General features: G+C 40.7%; 15 protein-coding genes. 5 read left to right on the top strand and 10 right to left on the bottom strand.

Annotated elements, in window-relative coordinates:
* The first annotated feature begins 61 nt into the window (after positions 1–61).
* Positions 62–1,264, top strand: a complete 1,203-nt coding sequence (locus tag ATS74_RS02235) for an MFS transporter (protein WP_058547303.1) — start codon at positions 62–64, stop codon at positions 1,262–1,264.
* 71 nt (positions 1,265–1,335) lie between these two features.
* On the opposite strand, the gene ATS74_RS02230 is transcribed toward ATS74_RS02235, so the two are convergent.
* The 4 genes from ATS74_RS02230 to ATS74_RS02215 all read right to left on the bottom strand — a co-directional run bounded on the left by ATS74_RS02230 (position 1,336) and on the right by ATS74_RS02215 (position 6,572).
* A complete protein-coding gene (locus ATS74_RS02230; RefSeq protein ID WP_058547302.1) occupies positions 1,336–2,382 on the bottom strand; it encodes an NAD(P)-dependent alcohol dehydrogenase in 1,047 nt (348 codons plus the stop codon).
* Between the two features lie 121 nt (positions 2,383–2,503).
* Positions 2,504–3,217, bottom strand: a complete 714-nt coding sequence (locus ATS74_RS02225; protein ID WP_058547301.1) for a DUF1499 domain-containing protein — start codon at positions 3,215–3,217, stop codon at positions 2,504–2,506.
* A gap of 97 nt (positions 3,218–3,314) precedes the next feature.
* A complete protein-coding gene (locus ATS74_RS02220; RefSeq protein WP_058547300.1) occupies positions 3,315–4,655 on the bottom strand; it encodes a DUF1501 domain-containing protein in 1,341 nt (446 codons plus the stop codon).
* A gap of 9 nt (positions 4,656–4,664) precedes the next feature.
* A complete protein-coding gene (locus ATS74_RS02215) occupies positions 4,665–6,572 on the bottom strand; it encodes a DUF1800 domain-containing protein (protein WP_058547299.1) in 1,908 nt (635 codons plus the stop codon).
* A gap of 169 nt (positions 6,573–6,741) precedes the next feature.
* Here ATS74_RS02215 and ATS74_RS02210 point away from each other — a divergent pair, with 169 nt between their 5' ends.
* On the top strand, positions 6,742–6,957 hold the full coding sequence (locus tag ATS74_RS02210) for a hypothetical protein (protein WP_058547298.1): 216 nt from the start codon (positions 6,742–6,744) through the stop codon (positions 6,955–6,957).
* 72 nt (positions 6,958–7,029) lie between these two features.
* Here ATS74_RS02210 and ATS74_RS02205 read toward each other — a convergent pair whose 3' ends face one another.
* From ATS74_RS02205 to hrpB, 3 genes are all read right to left on the bottom strand, one after another.
* Positions 7,030–7,374 (bottom strand): hypothetical protein, encoded by a 345-nt coding sequence (locus ATS74_RS02205; RefSeq protein ID WP_058547297.1) that lies wholly within the window; start codon positions 7,372–7,374, stop codon positions 7,030–7,032.
* Between the two features lie 15 nt (positions 7,375–7,389).
* Positions 7,390–7,854 (bottom strand): hypothetical protein, encoded by a 465-nt coding sequence (locus tag ATS74_RS02200; protein ID WP_058547296.1) that lies wholly within the window; start codon positions 7,852–7,854, stop codon positions 7,390–7,392.
* 88 nt (positions 7,855–7,942) lie between these two features.
* On the bottom strand, positions 7,943–10,369 hold the full coding sequence (hrpB, locus tag ATS74_RS02195) for an ATP-dependent helicase HrpB (RefSeq protein WP_058547295.1): 2,427 nt from the start codon (positions 10,367–10,369) through the stop codon (positions 7,943–7,945).
* A 273-nt stretch (positions 10,370–10,642) separates the two neighbouring features.
* Here hrpB and ATS74_RS02190 point away from each other — a divergent pair, with 273 nt between their 5' ends.
* A complete protein-coding gene (locus ATS74_RS02190) occupies positions 10,643–10,840 on the top strand; it encodes a CsbD family protein (RefSeq protein ID WP_058547294.1) in 198 nt (65 codons plus the stop codon).
* A 66-nt stretch (positions 10,841–10,906) separates the two neighbouring features.
* On the opposite strand, the gene ATS74_RS02185 is transcribed toward ATS74_RS02190, so the two are convergent.
* The 3 genes from ATS74_RS02185 to ATS74_RS02175 all read right to left on the bottom strand — a co-directional run bounded on the left by ATS74_RS02185 (position 10,907) and on the right by ATS74_RS02175 (position 14,603).
* Positions 10,907–13,168 carry a xanthine dehydrogenase family protein molybdopterin-binding subunit gene (locus tag ATS74_RS02185; RefSeq protein ID WP_058547293.1) on the bottom strand — a complete coding sequence of 754 codons (2,262 nt, stop codon included), beginning with the start codon at positions 13,166–13,168 and terminating at the stop codon, positions 10,907–10,909.
* Positions 13,165–13,662 (bottom strand): (2Fe-2S)-binding protein, encoded by a 498-nt coding sequence (locus ATS74_RS02180; RefSeq protein ID WP_006791476.1) that lies wholly within the window; start codon positions 13,660–13,662, stop codon positions 13,165–13,167. Before ATS74_RS02180 ends, ATS74_RS02185 begins: the two co-directional genes overlap by 4 nt.
* Before the next feature lie 185 nt (positions 13,663–13,847).
* On the bottom strand, positions 13,848–14,603 hold the full coding sequence (locus tag ATS74_RS02175) for a hypothetical protein (RefSeq protein ID WP_058547292.1): 756 nt from the start codon (positions 14,601–14,603) through the stop codon (positions 13,848–13,850).
* A gap of 179 nt (positions 14,604–14,782) precedes the next feature.
* Here ATS74_RS02175 and ATS74_RS02170 point away from each other — a divergent pair, with 179 nt between their 5' ends.
* Both ATS74_RS02170 and ATS74_RS02165 read left to right on the top strand, forming a co-directional pair.
* Positions 14,783–15,694 (top strand): hypothetical protein, encoded by a 912-nt coding sequence (locus tag ATS74_RS02170; RefSeq protein WP_024596762.1) that lies wholly within the window; start codon positions 14,783–14,785, stop codon positions 15,692–15,694.
* A 14-nt stretch (positions 15,695–15,708) separates the two neighbouring features.
* Positions 15,709–16,263 carry a hypothetical protein gene (locus ATS74_RS02165; protein WP_152996101.1) on the top strand — a complete coding sequence of 185 codons (555 nt, stop codon included), beginning with the start codon at positions 15,709–15,711 and terminating at the stop codon, positions 16,261–16,263.
* The last annotated feature ends 26 nt before the right edge of the window (positions 16,264–16,289 follow it).

Here is a 16,289-nt window from a genome sequence, read left to right as displayed (position 1 = left end):
ACTCCCCTATTCGAAGTTTGCTGTGCTGTTCTATTTTAAAATTATACCTAAGGGATCATTCATGAGCGCAGATGTCACGTCGCCACCTAGCCAATTAAACCGAACTGCTATTTTAGTGGTATTAGCATTAGGCACATTTATTTTAGGCTTATCAGAATTTTCAATGATGCCGATGCTGCCATTAATTAGCGAAACGTTTGGCTCTACACCTTCGCAAACTGGTTATGCTATTAGTGCCTACGCTATTGGTGTTGTTATCGGTGCTCCAATTTTAATGCTTACTACAGCTAATATGCGTAAACGAAAAGCACTGCTAATATTTTTAAGCTTAATGTGCATATCTAACGGTTTAAGCGCCCTTGCGACCTCTTTAGAACAATTAGTTATTTTTAGATTTTTAAGTGGCTTACCTCATGGAGCTTACTTTGGTGCTGCAATATTGCTAGCGTCTGATATTGCACCGCAAGGCAAACGTGCCAGCTTTATGTCTAAGGTATTTATGGGGTTAACTATCGCTACAATAGTCGGTGTGCCTATTGTTACTTTAGTTGGGCAAAACCTTAGCTGGCGCTATTGTTTAGCGGGTGCTGCTGTTTTAGCATTTATCGCCTTTATTTTTGTTTATAAAGTGGTGCCTAATATTGATAACGCTAAGCCTTCTAACTTATTAAACGAATTTGGCGTGCTAAAAAACAAACTTGTTTGGTCAATTTTAGGTATTGTTATTATTGGTTTTGGCGGTGTTTTTTGCATATATACTTACATTGCCGACACTATCTTAGATGTAACTAAAACAGCGCCTTACACTATATCTATCGCGATGGTAATGTTTGGTATTGGCTGTACATTAGGTAATTACATATTAGGTAAGGCCGCCGATAAATCAGCAATTAAAACCACGGGCTTTGCCCTTATATGCACTATTGTTTTTGCTTTTGCCTACGTTAGTGCAAGCCATAATATATGGATGCTTTATGCCGTAATATTTTTTATTGGCTGTAGTGTAGGTTTAGCCACATTAATTCAATCATTATTAATGGATGTATCACCTGATGGCCACGCTATGATTGGTGCGCTAGTGCAATGTGCATTTAATGTTGCCAATGCGATTGGCCCTTGGGTTGGTGGTATGGCTATTGCTCAAGGTGCAGCGCCTAACGAAACAGGTTATGTAGCGGCTATTTTGTTTATAGGTGGGTTTTTTATGTGGCTATTAAGCTACATACAATTAAATAAAAAGCAGCAAGTAGCACAAACGTGCTAAACACATTTCAAAATAAGACACTCTCAAACATAAAAAGAGCCGCTAAGTAGCGGCTCTTTTTCAGTTACACATTATGCACTGAGTGATTCCATATCAATGACAAACCGATAACGTACATCTGATTTTTCCATACGTTCGTAGGCTGTATTAATTTCGTCTATGTTGATCATTTCGCACTCTGGTAGCACGTTATTCTCGCCACAAAAATCAAGCATTTGCTGCGTTTCTGCTATGCCACCAATGAGCGACCCAGCAACTTGGCGACGCCCCATTAATAATGGTACGGTATTTAATTCTTCAACCGGGCCAATTTGACCAACAATAATTAGAGCACCATCTATATCAAGTAGCACAGTGTAAATAGAGAGATCGTGCTTAACTGGCACTGTATCTATAATTACATCAAATGCAGACTGCGACTTTTTCATTTCATCATCGTTTGTTGAAACTAAATAATGTTGTGCACCTAGCTCTACCGCATCTTCTTTTTTAGATTCACTGCGGCCTATTACCGTTACTGTAGCGCCCATAGCTACTGCATTTTTAACTGCCATATGCCCTAAACCACCAAGACCTATAACAGCAACACGGCTGCCTTTTTTAACGCCCCACTTATGCAAAGGAGAATACGTAGTAATACCTGCACATAATAGAGGTGCGACGCGCGAAAGCTCTAAGCTTTTTGGTACAGACAGCACAAATTCTTCTCGTACAACCACATGTTTTGAGTAGCCGCCTTGGGTCATATCGCCGGTTTCTCTATCTTTACCTGCGTAGGTGCCAACCATGCCCTCTCGGCAAAATTGCTCTTCATTATTATCGCACTGATCGCAACTTTGGCATGAGTCAACCATACACCCTACCGCAACGGTGTCGCCTTGCTTATATTTTTTAACGTCGCTTCCAACCGACTTAACCTTACCTACAATTTCGTGTCCGGGTACAAGTGGGTAACGACTACCGCCCCAATCATTTCGTACGGCGTGTAAATCTGAATGGCACACACCACAGTATAAAATTTCAATTTCTACATCGTTATTGCGTAAATCGCGGCGCTCAAACGCAAACTCTGTCAGTTCAGAACCTTGGCTTTTTGCTGCATATCCTACTGTTTTCATAATAACTCCATAGTTTGTAAAAATTTAAGTCAAGTTCACATTAACGTACAAGCCGTGAATTTAAACTGACCAAAAAAAAGCCCAACAATGTTGGGCTTTAATTTATATACGCTCTACTATTTTACTTTTCGAGTAAGGTATTTATTTCGTCAATGATTGCATGAATACGCTGTGCATTTTTACCTAAATCACTACGTCCAACACGCGATTTACTGCGAATATCTACAAAACGCTGATCGGCATCATCTGTAATACGAATAACCACATCATCTTTAAACCCAAACCAAGTAGTTGTATCGGTAGCTTCTACAATACCCGTTGCCGAGTTTGTATTAACCAAAGCAAAACCTAAATTTTTAACTGCTTGCTCACTTGCCGCTAGCAAATCAGCTTTTGATTGTGCAAAGTTCAGTGTTTTAAGCTCAGGGTACGCTTTACGCTGTTGCGCAGCCGTTTCTTCGCCAGCATAAGCTATAGGGTTAGGCGCATCGGCTCTAAGTGGAGCAACCGCTACAAACTTTGGTGGATTAACTAGGTCTGTCGAAATATCATGAATCGCAGGTACGCTTTTAGCTTTATTCATCATATTAAGCGGCATTGCAATGGCGACTGCAGAAAATACAAAAGCAATTAAACCACTGCTTAGCGTTAACGTTTTACGCATAAATATAGCTTGTAATATTAGCAGCACTAATGCGGCACCACCCGCGTACACACCAAACCTAAAACCGGTAAAGGCAGTGCCAAGCTCAACAAGTCCAAACTTATATAAAGGCCCTGGCAATATAACTAACAAAAACGCAATTAAGCTTACTAAACTCACTAAAACTTTCATTTTAAGATTCCTTTACTGTGTGTAATTTTTATTTTAAATAATCTAACGAGTACACTATACCGCCAAGCACTGCGTTTAGATTACTATTAGCGACCAATTACACAAAAAAGTCCAACGTTGTGTTATTAAAGTTACTTAAATTAGGAAATATATCAACAAGCTCAGAACTAGGAACGCCAAACCACTGCGCTAACGTTGCAAAGTATTGCTCGTTTGCTACTTGTGGTATTAAACGCCCGCCCCCCGTATCTTGTGGGCCATCAAGTTGTTGAGTGAGTAACTCGCCGTAAATATTTTGTCCTTTTACAGCCCCGCCCATCACTATTTGATTCCCAGCCCAGCCGTGGTCTGTACCATCTCCGTTAGAAGTAAGCGTACGACCAAAATCGGACATAGTAAATGTGGTTACCTTATCGCTCATACCAAGCTCATTCATTGCGCTATTAAATTCATTTAAGCCACTAGCCAGTGTATTTAATAATGCTGGGTGTGTTGTTAACTGATCATCATGCGTATCAAACCCGCCCATAGACACAAAAAACACTTGGCGTTGTGTGCTTAATTTAGCTTGAACACTGATTGTTTTAGCCACTGCTGCAAGTTGCTCACTAAAGCTGGTTTCGCTAAATGAAGTAATAAACTCTGGTGCATCTTCTAATGCATTATTCATACTTTGCGTATTGTTAATGGCACTATTTAAACCATTTGCGTAGGCAGTGCCTAGCACATGGTTAGTATTACCTAATATACGGTTCATTATACTCGTTACATGTTCAGTACGAGGCTGGTATCCACCAAAGGCATTAATAGTACTAATACCACTTTTGTTAAGTGCAAACGCATTAGTACTCGTGCCTGTTTGCCATAAATTTGTGCCATCAAGTGAAATATTAGCAGCAAATTCATCATGAACAGCTAAGCGCTCTAAAAGTCGTGCGCCCCAGCCTGTGTTTAGCGACTCTCTTTCACGTCCATACATCCACGATGCTTGTTGGTCATTGTGCGAAAATAAATGCTGAGGAAGTGGCACTGCTTTGTTTTTATAATCATCTAGCGACGTTGGAGTTAATAAAGTACCTACGCCACCTACAAAGGCTAAATTTTGCGATTCAAACACACTTTGTATAGGCGCCAGCGATGGGTGAATACCTACTCCACCTGCAAATTGGTTTTTAATACTCAGCTCAATTGGGCTCGCTACTGCTAGGTTTTGTCTACTTTGCTCGTACAGATTACGTTGCTCTCCCTCAAGCGGTACCAGCATATTTAATGAGTCATTCCCACCATATAAATACACACACACGAGCGCTTTGTAATCACCTAACTCAATAGCATTAGTAGCACCTGTTAATGCTTGTAATTGTAGGCTCGTTAAAGCAGCCGCCGACACACTGCCTTTTAAACATAACGACAAAAAATCTCTTCTATTAATGCTCATTATGCGCTCCTAATACTGCACGTTAAATTCAGGTGAAATAGCAATCATGTATAACAAATACGATACCCGCTCTCGGTATTGCTCTTCATTAAAATAAGCGTCTAGGTCAAGTAAAGCTTGGCGAGTGTTATCGCTCATAGAACCTGCAAAATATAAGGTGTTGTACTGGGCTAACAATTCACTTATTCCTTGCTGTTGCAAGTAATTCATATCGTTTTGAATATACACATAAATTCGGCTTGAATTTAAATCGCTGTGCGCCTCTGCAGTGCTCCACACTAAGGTTGAAAAAATAGCATTCATAGTACCAATAAGCGTGGCATCATTTGCTATTTGTAACTCGGGCGCCACTAAACTTTCACTTCTTAAAGTAGCTGTTTGGTAATCAGGTCTAAAAAAGTTAAATACCGACGCAGACTGCAATGGCCCTTGCCCATAGCTATCTACTAAGTTCCATGTTTTATAATACCCCTCTAACGATTTAGCATCGAGATTTCGCCAAAATTGAACGGTTTTTAATATTGGCTCTTTAATTTTACCTTGGTAACTTAACACTGAGCCAAAATGGCGAGCTTCATCATCTAAGTATATTGCTTTTATAACTGCACTTAAGTCGCCGCGCACACCTGCACCGTTATCGTTAAACACACTAGCCACACGCTCCACATACTGTGGCGTTGGGTTAGAGGTAATTAGCCGCTGAATTAGCTGCTTAGAAATAAATGGTGCAACATTATCGTGATTAAACAAATTATCGAGCGCTATTTTTAGCGATTCCTCAGGACCATAGCCTTGTGGGATAATTTCATCATTTAAAAGGTTTTTTTGTTCACTAGAGTGATATTCGCTAAATGCCTGCATAGGATTAATATAATCGCGGCTTTTACGTTTAAAGGTTTCGCTTCCTGCAAATGTCCAACCTGTAAATACACGTGCAAAACCTTCTATTTGTGTTTGCCCATACGTTGCTATGGTATTGCCTTGGGCATCAAGCTTAGCGCTGCCATCTAGGTTTAACTCTTCAAGCCCAATCGTAAATAGTTGCATTACTTCGCGTGCGTAGTTTTCATCAGGGCGAATATTAAGTGCTTCGTCGGCTTTTTCGTTACCTAAATGACTAAGGTAAGTGCCCATAATAGGTGAAAGCGTTACATCTTCAAGTAAGTCACGGTAATTACCAAAGGCATGCTTTAGTAATAAATCGTAGTAGGTGATCATCCCCTCAGGCTGAGCGGACAAACCACTATTTTCATCCGAAACAACTAATATTTCGCTTAGTGCAAAGGCAACACGTTGACGTAGCTGATCGTCGCTTTGCATAACGCCTTTCCACCATGCATCAATACGGTTTATGTATCTAAAGCCGTCTTCGCCATCTAACTTAACTAAATAATCGCGATGGTAATTAACTGGTAATGCAATTTGCTTATCAAGCCATTGCTGTTCACTTAAACCTTTTGCACTTTGTATTTCAGCAAGTGTTGGCCCCATGCTTCCTTGGTGCAGCAACCTTGCTGCACTGTAATCACTCATACTGTTACGCGCTGTAAAAGAGACTACTTGTGTGTTGGTTGCCCCCTCGTTATCGGTTGCAGTAACACTAAATGAATAATTAATTGGCTTATAACTAAGTGCAGGTTCAATAGTAATTGTTGCGCTTGTAGCCTCTATGGGTTCGTTAAGTAATACAGTACCCGAGGTTTGCTGCCACACAACACTGCTAATAGTGCCATCTTTATCGCTGGCAGTTGCACTTAGTTCAATGGTTTGGCCTTTGGCTATTTCGTTAGGTATATCAGCAACTGATAAAATTGGGATTTTATTTCCGTTAATGGTTGGCGTATCATCTGAGCCTGAACCACCACAAGCACTAAGTATAAATATTGAGCTTGCGATTAAAGAAATTTTATAATGCATGTAAAGTCGTCGTTATTTGTTAATTATAGTACGTTAAGCTGTACCGAGTTTAATGCAATTATTGAAACACAAAATTTACAATTTGACTCTTTATTTTTTGTAACCGAATCATGAACGCCCCATTAACAATGCAGTTTTAGTGGGGTTTATAGCCAGAGCCTTATTATTTATGAAAACAGAAATTCGCTACCGTTTTGAATCTTCACAAGTTGCTAACAGATTCGTGCATGTACTAAAAGACTGGCCCATAAGCGATGTTAAAACACGCCTATTTAACGGCGGCGACAGTGTAAAAGTAACTTATGAGTATGATGAGAGTGGGTTTGATTATACCTCTGCTGAGCTTGATGATTTAGCCGAGCAACACGATGGTAAAGAGGTTTAACTAATAAAGTGAGTTAATAAGTATTGTCTATATAGCGCCAATGAGATCACAATATCGGCGCACATTTTAAGCCTACTGAGCTTCTACAATAGTAAATGTATTTTGTGACCGCTTAGCTAAATCAAGTACTTCGTAATAATTTAGGCCATCAATTTTTTTACCGATAATAAAATAGTTTATTTCATTAGTCATTGTTGGGTCGCCAACAACATCTTCTGCGCTTTGCACATCAGAAAACTGAATAGCAATTATTGACCCAATAAAAATCATAGAATCTTTAGGTTTCAGTTTTTTTAATACTTTAGTAACCCCCGCTTGGGTAGACTCAGGTGTGGAGCCATCAAATCTAAAGTCATTTTTTGTGCTAACGCATGCACTAAGCATTAATATTGATAATGCGATAAGTAAATGTTTCATATATATCCTTATTTATTATTCGTGATACTTGCGGATCATCGCCACTTTAGCGTTTTCAATTTCGATCACCTCCATCATTACTGAGGTATACTCAATTGGCTGCTTACTTTGTGGGTGAATGCCTTTAGCGTGGTTTTTATAACGAATCGCAAAACCGCTATCGTTAAATATAAAAGTATTGAGTAGCTCACTTTCATACAGGGTATGCGCGCCTAAGTAAAAGCTCATGCCTTTGCGCATTAATTCTTTCCCATCGGCAGTGCGAGAGTCATCAAGCTGATACGGTATGTGCTGATTACCAATATCATCAGTTAACAATGCAAGGTAAGCTTCAAGCTCTTTAGTGCCTGCGTTGGGTGCCTGTGTTGCAACCATTGTGTTGTAGTAATGCTGTGCAAATGCTTTTAAATCAAATGGCTCTTCGGCTCGGGCTGAAAAGGTAGCAACCAATACCAAACCTAATGTTAAAACTAACCTCATTGACTATTCCCTGTAGCTAAAAGTGTTTTATAGGTACATTACCTTAGAAAGTTCAATAATCAAACAAATAACGTTACATAACTGACACCTACATTTTGCTTTTGACTCTATTGGTTGCCACGCTGTTGGCTGGGTCATCTGGCCAAAAATGTTTAGGGTAACGCCCCTTCATCTCTTTTTGTACATCGCGATAACTACTAGCCCAAAAGTGCGCTAGATCTTGCGTAAGTTGTAATGAGCGCTTACCTGGCGATAGTAATTCCATAAGCAGTGGTAGGTTGCCATTTGCAAGCATTGGCGTACTTGTTAAACCATACACTTCTTGCATGCGCACGCTTAACTTTGCGGGGCCATCTAGCTGGTAATTAATTTTTATATTTGAGCCACTAGGTACCGTTAATCTAAGTGGTAATAGCGCTTTTAACGCTGTTTGCTGTGGCCAGTCAAAACAATTTTGCAGTGCTTCAAAGTAGTTAAACTTTTTAAGCTGCTCCAGCGTTTTTATATCTTGTAAGTACACGCCTAACCAATCATCAGCTGTTTCTATAAGTTGCCGCTCGCTAATAGTTGGGAATTTATCAGGCATAAACTGACTTGCTAAACTCATGCGTATTAATAACTGCTGTGCATCGGGTTGTTCATTAAATAATGCAAAACCATGCTTGGTAAATAAATTAAGCCACGCTTTGGCACGCTCGGCTTTATCAAGCTTTTGCTTACTCGGTTGGCTTGTAAGCGTAATAGCGCCGAGCTTTACTTCGTCTTGATGAATAAAGCGCGCGGTTTTTTCATCAAATTCACAGCGGGTGAGCGAAGTAAATAAATGCGGTAAGTAATCTTGTAGCTCAAATGGGCTAAGCGCCGTGGCTGCAAATATACGTGCGCCTTTGTGGCCGCCCATGGTAGCAATAGCAAGGTAGTCATCGTTATGCCAGTAATCGGTGTTTAAATCAGCGCCCGCACCATTGGCAAGTAAGTAGCCATTGCCGCGTTTTTTTGCAATGCGGTCGGGGTAAGCTAATGCCACTAGCAAACCTAAATACTCAGTGTTTAGCTCACTGTTACTGTCGGTTACTTTTAAGCGGCTTTGCCAGTATTTTAACTGCTGTTTAAATACTGGGTGTGGCCTTTGCTGCTGGCTATGTAGCGCTAAGCTTAGCTCGTTGGCGCTGTTTATTCTGCTCTCAAGCAGCGCCACTAAATAAAGTGCTAAACGATAAATACCAGGGAGTTCTGTCTCAAGCGCCTGCGCTTTTAAAAGCATATGCGCTAAGCGAATATCCGCCCCAGAACCCAGCATGTTGCTGCCCAACTTGGTTAGCTTGCCTTTGCCGTCGATAGCTTCAAGCATAGTTAGTAAGCTCATTGCTTGTGTGCATTGCTGCGCTGTTGGCGTATCAAGCAAGGTGAGTTCGCTAATATTTGCGCCCCACTGTTTTGCTTCAAGCATAAGTTGGCTTATGTCTGATGTGAGTATTTCGGGGCTATCGTGGCTATTGCGTCGCTCAAAGGTTTGCTTTGAACCAAGCCTGTACACCACACCTGGCTCTATTCGCCCTGCACGCCCTGCACGCTGCACGGCAGAGGAGCGCGATATACTTTGTGTTGTAAGCTCCGTTACACCTGTTTTTAAGTTAAACGTTGCGGCGCGGCGTTTACCGCTATCAATAACAATACGTATCCCTTCAATGGTTAAACTGGTTTCGGCTACATTGGTGGTAAGCACTATTTTGCGCATACCTTTAGGGGCAGGGGCAATCGCCGCTTGCTGATTAGCTTTATCTTGCTCGCCAAATAACGTGGCAACTAAGCAGTTACTTGGCAAATCATTAAGGGCCTGTTGTACGCGTACTATTTCAAATTGCCCAGGCAAAAACACCAACGCACTACCGCTTTGCTCGTTTAGTGCTTGTTTTATTAAAGAGGGAATAGCATCTAACCAGCGGGTCTCATCTTTTATGGGTATATATACTTCGTCTATGGGGTAACTACGCCCGCTTGATTGTATAACCGGGCAATCAAAAAACTGCGTATAGCGCTCGGTATCAAGGGTGGCCGACATAAGTAGTATGGTTAAATCGTCGCGCAGCGCACTTTGGGTCTCTAAAGCAAAGGCAAGTGAAGTATCGGCTGCAATTGAGCGCTCATGGAATTCATCAAATATCAGTAAATCTATATCGCTTAATTCGGGGTCGTTTTGCAGCATGCGTGTGAGCATGCCTTCGGTGACTATTTCAAGGCGCGTATTGTTACTTACTTTACTCTCGCCGCGTACACGAAGGCCAACACTTTGCCCCACATTTTCGTTTTGGCACTGCGCTAGGTAATTGGCAATATTACGTGCAGCTAAGCGGCGCGGCTCCAGCATTACAATACGTTTAAAATGGCCGTCGCGCATAAGCTGTAGCGGCAACCATGTTGATTTACCTGCACCAGGCGGTGCTTGTAATAACGTTATAGGGTTACTTTGTAATGTAGTTAGAAGTTGTTGATATATGTTTTGAACCGGCAGCACTGCTATTTACCCAAAATTGCTTTGTGCGCATTGTAACAAAAACCAAAAATAAACGCGCCGCTAAAGCTGTGTGGTTATAAAGGGCATCATAATCAGAAATAATTACAGACCGCTCTGTACATTTTTTAAGGACATGCGCGCTATATTAATTACTATTGCCTCAATAAAAACATAACACCATGATTATAAATACAAAATTTAAATTTAACTTATTGGTACACGCCTTGCTCCTTTTATAGTGAACGTTAAATAAATCTAAGTAAGGAGAAACTTATGAACAGCGATCGTATAAAAGGTAATTGGAACGAACTTAAAGGTAAGGCGCAACAAAAATGGGGCGATCTTACTGACGACGATTTAGACAAAATTGAAGGCAGCCGTACAGAGCTAGTGGGTAAAATCCAGCAGCAGTACGGTAAATCTAAAGAAGAAGCAGAGCGTGAAGTTGATGAGTTTGAAAAAACTCACTAATCGCTAACTTCTAAAAAAACCGCCATTTGGCGGTTTTTTTGTTTAACGGCTAAAAAAGGACGTTATTTACGCTTTTAATTGGTTACCTATAGGCAGTTGCCTAATGCGCTTACCACAAGCGGCAAAAATAGCGTTACACAGCGCAGGGGCATAAACCGGTGTTGCGGGCTCTCCTACACCGGCAGGTGGTGCATCGCTTTGTATTATTTCTACTTCTACCTCTAAAGGTGAATCGCTCATACGCGGTACGCGGTAATCATGAAAGTTACTTTGCTGTACTCGGCCTTTATCAAAGGTAATACCATCACTGATTGCAGTGGTAATACCGTAAATAGAGCCACCTTGCGTTTGGTTTTTAACGGTATCGGTATTTACAACCGTACCCGCATCAATAGCCACCCACGATTTAATTACGTTTAAATCGCCTGCATCCGAAACTTCTACCTCTACCACTGTAGCCACATAGGTTAAAAAGCTGCGGTGCGCTGCAATGCCTAACCCGCGCCCTTTTGGAAGTTTTCGACCCCATTTACTTATCTCAGCCACTTTTTCTATAACATGGCGTAATTTACCAATATCTAATGGGTAAACGTCTTTATCTGCGCCATAGTTATCGTACGAGGCATTTTGCTCGGTTACATCTAAAATACGATCAGGGCCTATGGTTTCAAGTAAATAGTCTTTTTGGTCGCGCCCTGCTTTGTGCGCCGCTTCAGCAATAAATGACTGAATAGCAAAAGCATGAAAAATATTTGATACCGAGCGCATCCAACCCACTCTTGTTTTAGCGGGTGCTTCGCCATTTTCTAACTTTAAGTTAGGTGAGTTTATAGGGTTATCGGTAAAGCCTAAACGCAGTTCAAAACCTGCAGGCGATGTTGCCCCTTCTTGAAAGGTAGACATAATTGGCGAAAACGCCGTGCGATGTAAGTAAGCTTCAATATTACCTTTTTCATTGAGTGAAGCTTCAATATGTTGAGCCGATACCGCATGATAAAAACTGTGCTGAATATCATCCTCTCGAGTCCATTGAACGCGAATAGGTTTACCAGTTTTCATTGAAATGTAGGCGGCCTCTGCTGAAAAATCAGGTTTTGATTTACGCCCAAATCCGCCACCTAACATGGTGACATGCACGTTAATTTTACTCTCATCCATACCCAGTAGTGCGGCCACAGTTTTCATATCGGCTTGCGGGTTTTGCGTTGCAGCCCAAATATCTACACTGTCTTTATTGTACATTGCCGTGGCGCAAGGTGGCTCCATGGGTGCTTGAGTTAAGTGCGGCGCGTAATAGTCGGCAACTAATTTATTGCTCGATTTAGCCAATACGCGGGCTGCATCGCCTTTTTCGCGCACATGCGCTTGCGGCTCACTCACTGTTTGTAATAACGACTTTTTAAAGTTTTCTGAATTATAATCGCCGTTTTTACCATCATCCCACACTACTTTTAGTGCTTTACGCGCCTGCCATGCAGCCCAGGTATTTTTAGCAACAATAGCAATGCCGCCTTTTGGCTGAAATTGCGGTGCACCTTTTGGTGCAGGCATTTCAATAACATCAACTACGCCATTTATTGCTTTAACGGCGCTCGCATCAAACGATTTAACCACACCACCAACTACCGGCGGGCGCTCAATAATAGCCACCAGCGCTTTTGGTTCGCGTACATCGGCAGCAAATGTGGCTTTACCGGTTACTAAATCGGTTAAATCTATATGCGCCATACCGGTATTTATATAACGCCATTCTTTGCGTGTTTTAAGTGTTAACTTATCAGGCTCTGGCGGTGTAATACCAAGCGCTAGGTCTATTAAATCTTTATAGGCAAGCGTTTTACCCGAGCTGTGGGTAACCACGTGCTGATTAGCTTTACAGGTTTGTGGCTCAACTTTCCAATATTTAGCAGCTGCGTGCTGCATCATGTAGCGTACACTTGCGCCCATTTCGCGCAGGCGCTGCATGTTGTAGCGAATACTACGCGAGCCATCGGTATTTTGATCCCCGTATTTAGGGTCGCCCTTACCTTGAATAACCACTACTTTATCCCATGCAGCTTCCATTTCGTCTGCCACAATTTGGGCAATAGCGGTACGAATTTGTTGGCCCATTTCAGAGCGATGGCAGGTTATTTCAACCATGCCATCGGGGCGCAGTGCTATAAATAAGTTAGCACGCTTTGCTTGCTCAGAGGGTTGTTCTAACACGCCAGCAAACGCTCGTGGTGCACTGCCTACAAAATAAGTACCTAATACTAATGCGCCTATTGCGCTTGTTTTTAAAAATTGGCGGCGGTTTAGGTCAAAGTACGTATTGTCGTTTTTCATACCTCTTCCCCTTGTTCATTTGGGTCAAAATATTCAACGCCCGCAATGGTTTTAGCCGCCGACTTAATTGCTTTATGAATACGCGGATACGTGCCACAACGACAAATATTGCCCGACATATTACTCACTATTTCATCATCAGTGGGATTAGGGTTAGCAGCTAATAAGCTTGCCGCTTGCATTATTTGCCCGCACTGACAAAACCCACATTGCGGCACTTTATGCTCAACCCAGGCTTTTTGCACGGGGTGGTCGCCTTGCTCGCTTAACCCTTCAATAGAGGTAATATTACGCCCGACTACAGCCGATACCGGTAATACACATGAGCGCTGCGCTACGCCATCAATGTGTATGGTGCAGGCACCACATTGCGCCATACCACAGCCAAATTTAGGCCCGGTTAAATTCAATTCATCTCGAAGATACCAAAGCACCGGCGTTGACGGATCGCCTGTAAACTCATGTTTATTACCATTAACGGTAAGCGTGATCATATTTAACTCCTTGGCAAAGCGCTTTAAAGGAATTCCTTATTGCGCGAGAACGGTTTGAATACTTGCTACTTTTTTAGCCTACCACTTAGGATTGGTTTATTGAAATTTTTATCGGCGAACCGCCAATTTATAGCTGTTATTAAGTAGCAGCTTTATTAGGTATAAATAAGAAGGGTTTGTTGACTCTACTTAGCACTTATAACTCCCTCTTTTAATAACTGCTCATCATTTTTATATACTTCAAGCCAACCAGGTGGCGATGTATCGCAGCCAATTACAGTAACGTGCAATATGTAACTATAACGTCCGTTTTTGAACGTATAACTGTGATTACCACCAGTGCCACTAACAGTCACATCGCCGTTAAATAAAACCATATCTGGCTTATCGATAGTATTTTTATCAATACTCCACACTACATAACGGTAATTTCTATCACCTAAATCATCAACGCGAATATGGTAGCTAGCCGTTTTCCAATCGAGTACTGGCTCTTCAAATGTATTAATACTTGAATGAAGTGATTGCTTGTCTTGTTCAATTAAGCGTTTAGCAAATGCCTGCTCTTTCGATGTTCCGCGATTTATACTGATAATTTTACCGTCGGTATCAACCCATACCACGCCGTTATTTAGCATAATGCCACGCCAACCTACGCTATCCCAATCGGTATTAATATTAGAGCTGCCAATAACGGCAACTAGCTCGTCGTCAAACACTTCATCAAAGCGGTTAATAAACTCAGCTTCATTTTTAATGTCAGGCAATGGATATTGCCTTTTTATAGGGTAGCGAATATGCGCAGCAATCGCAGTTTTATCCTGCGCTTTAAAAGCAGCAATAACAGGTAAAACACTCTCGTGATACTTCTGCTCAAGCGCAAATGTGTTTGACGTGAAAAGTAGAGATATGCAAAGTAAGATGTAATTTAGATACTTCATTAATAGCCTATTAATATGTAACAAATAAAAAGTTTTGAGTGTTATCGTTTAAAGTTAAATGTTTAAGACATTTATAATTTTGAGTTAAAAATCTAAATCCCGACTTTAAACTTTGACTATACATACAAATTGTATAATATAGATGCATTATAGGTACATACTATTTATAGGGAAATAAAATGTTAATATCCGCCAGGGAAGATCTTAGAAGCCGCCAAAAAGAAAAGCAGTTATCTGCAACCTTAAAGTCAAACCAGTATAATCTAGTTCACATGAATGCATCTGAATTTGTTGATTATATTGTTAGCCTAAAAAAGCTTGCTGGGCAAAGTCCTGGTAAAATTATTAATTGGTTTGAGACTGTATTTGAGAAAAATAATATTTCATCTGACTTATGGCCACTTTATAGAGACTGGATAAAAAATAGTTCAGGCCTTATTCCAATTGGGATGGATATAGTTGCAGTTACGGCTATAGCAACAGAAATGAAAAGAAGCGGAAAAGCTTTTGATACTTTTAAAGTAAAAAGTTATTCAGGGAAAAACTATATAATTTTCAAAGGTTATCCAGGTCTAAGACGGCACCTCACTGGAACTCGCTATTTAGCGAACAACCCACAACTTGTATCATTTGGTATAGGTAAACTCGGCGCAAAAAAATCAATTAAAACAGGCTTTTTGGTTAGCATTCTTATATCTGCAGGATTTCATACAGTAGAACAATTAGTTAATGATGAGAAGCTGTGGCACGACTTTATAGGTGGTTTCTCTGTTGATGTTGCTATTGCCGCTACATCATCTAGCATTGCATGGTATGCTGTCTCTTCTATTGTTGGCACAGCTGCTGTTGTTGCTGTAGGTCCGATGATAGCTGTAATAGTGATTGGTACTGCATTAACTTTTTTTGCTTATACTTTTATCGATAGTGATGAGTTATCTGAAAAAATTGCTTCAAGCTTAAGAGTAGCGGAAAAAAACTTAAAAAGTAATATACAAAGAGCACAAAATCAATTGCATGATGCTCAACGCTTGTATGAAGAAAGCCCCATAGAATTTATGCACCGAATTTTCGGTTTACCTTTCTTAAAATGAATTACGATAATTTAATGACATCTGAAAAATTAACTTTAAGCGAAAATATTAAACATGCTTTTTTATTTATACTGTTTTTAATTTTTACCATAGCCTCACCTTTTGCGGCATGGGTTGAGGTATCGTCAGTAATTGAAGCTTTAAACAACAACGCCCTCATTTTTAAAGAACGCAGCTTTAGCCCAAGTTTAATTTTTTGCGTTCCAATGTTTGGGACGCTAACTGTCTTACTCTGGCTAAAAATTAAGAACATTGAAATTAGCCCAAGCCTACTGAATAAGTGGTTCAAACTGTGTGGAATAACTTTATTAGTTATGGTTGTTACCATACCCGTTTACACTAACATTATTGAAAATAAAATTGAGAGTGAAGGTTATAGTATTTGTAATTGGTATGGCCGAGGCTCAATTGGTGCGCCTGATATTTGGGTAAGCTCCCAAAGCTATTGCATTAAAGAAGGCTATAAAGTCAGAGTGGAGCTAATAGATTGGTTAAAACACCAAACGACTAAACCAACTCCAAAAGATGTTACGAATAAAATAAATGAGTTGCTCACTAATAAACTTTAATACAAAAACGAGCCTAATTTGGCTCG

Origin of the sequence: Pseudoalteromonas sp. H103, assembly GCF_001469205.1 — a bacterium.
GTDB lineage: Bacteria > Pseudomonadota > Gammaproteobacteria > Enterobacterales > Alteromonadaceae > Pseudoalteromonas > Pseudoalteromonas carrageenovora.
This window is presented reverse-complemented; position numbering and strand designations above follow the sequence as displayed.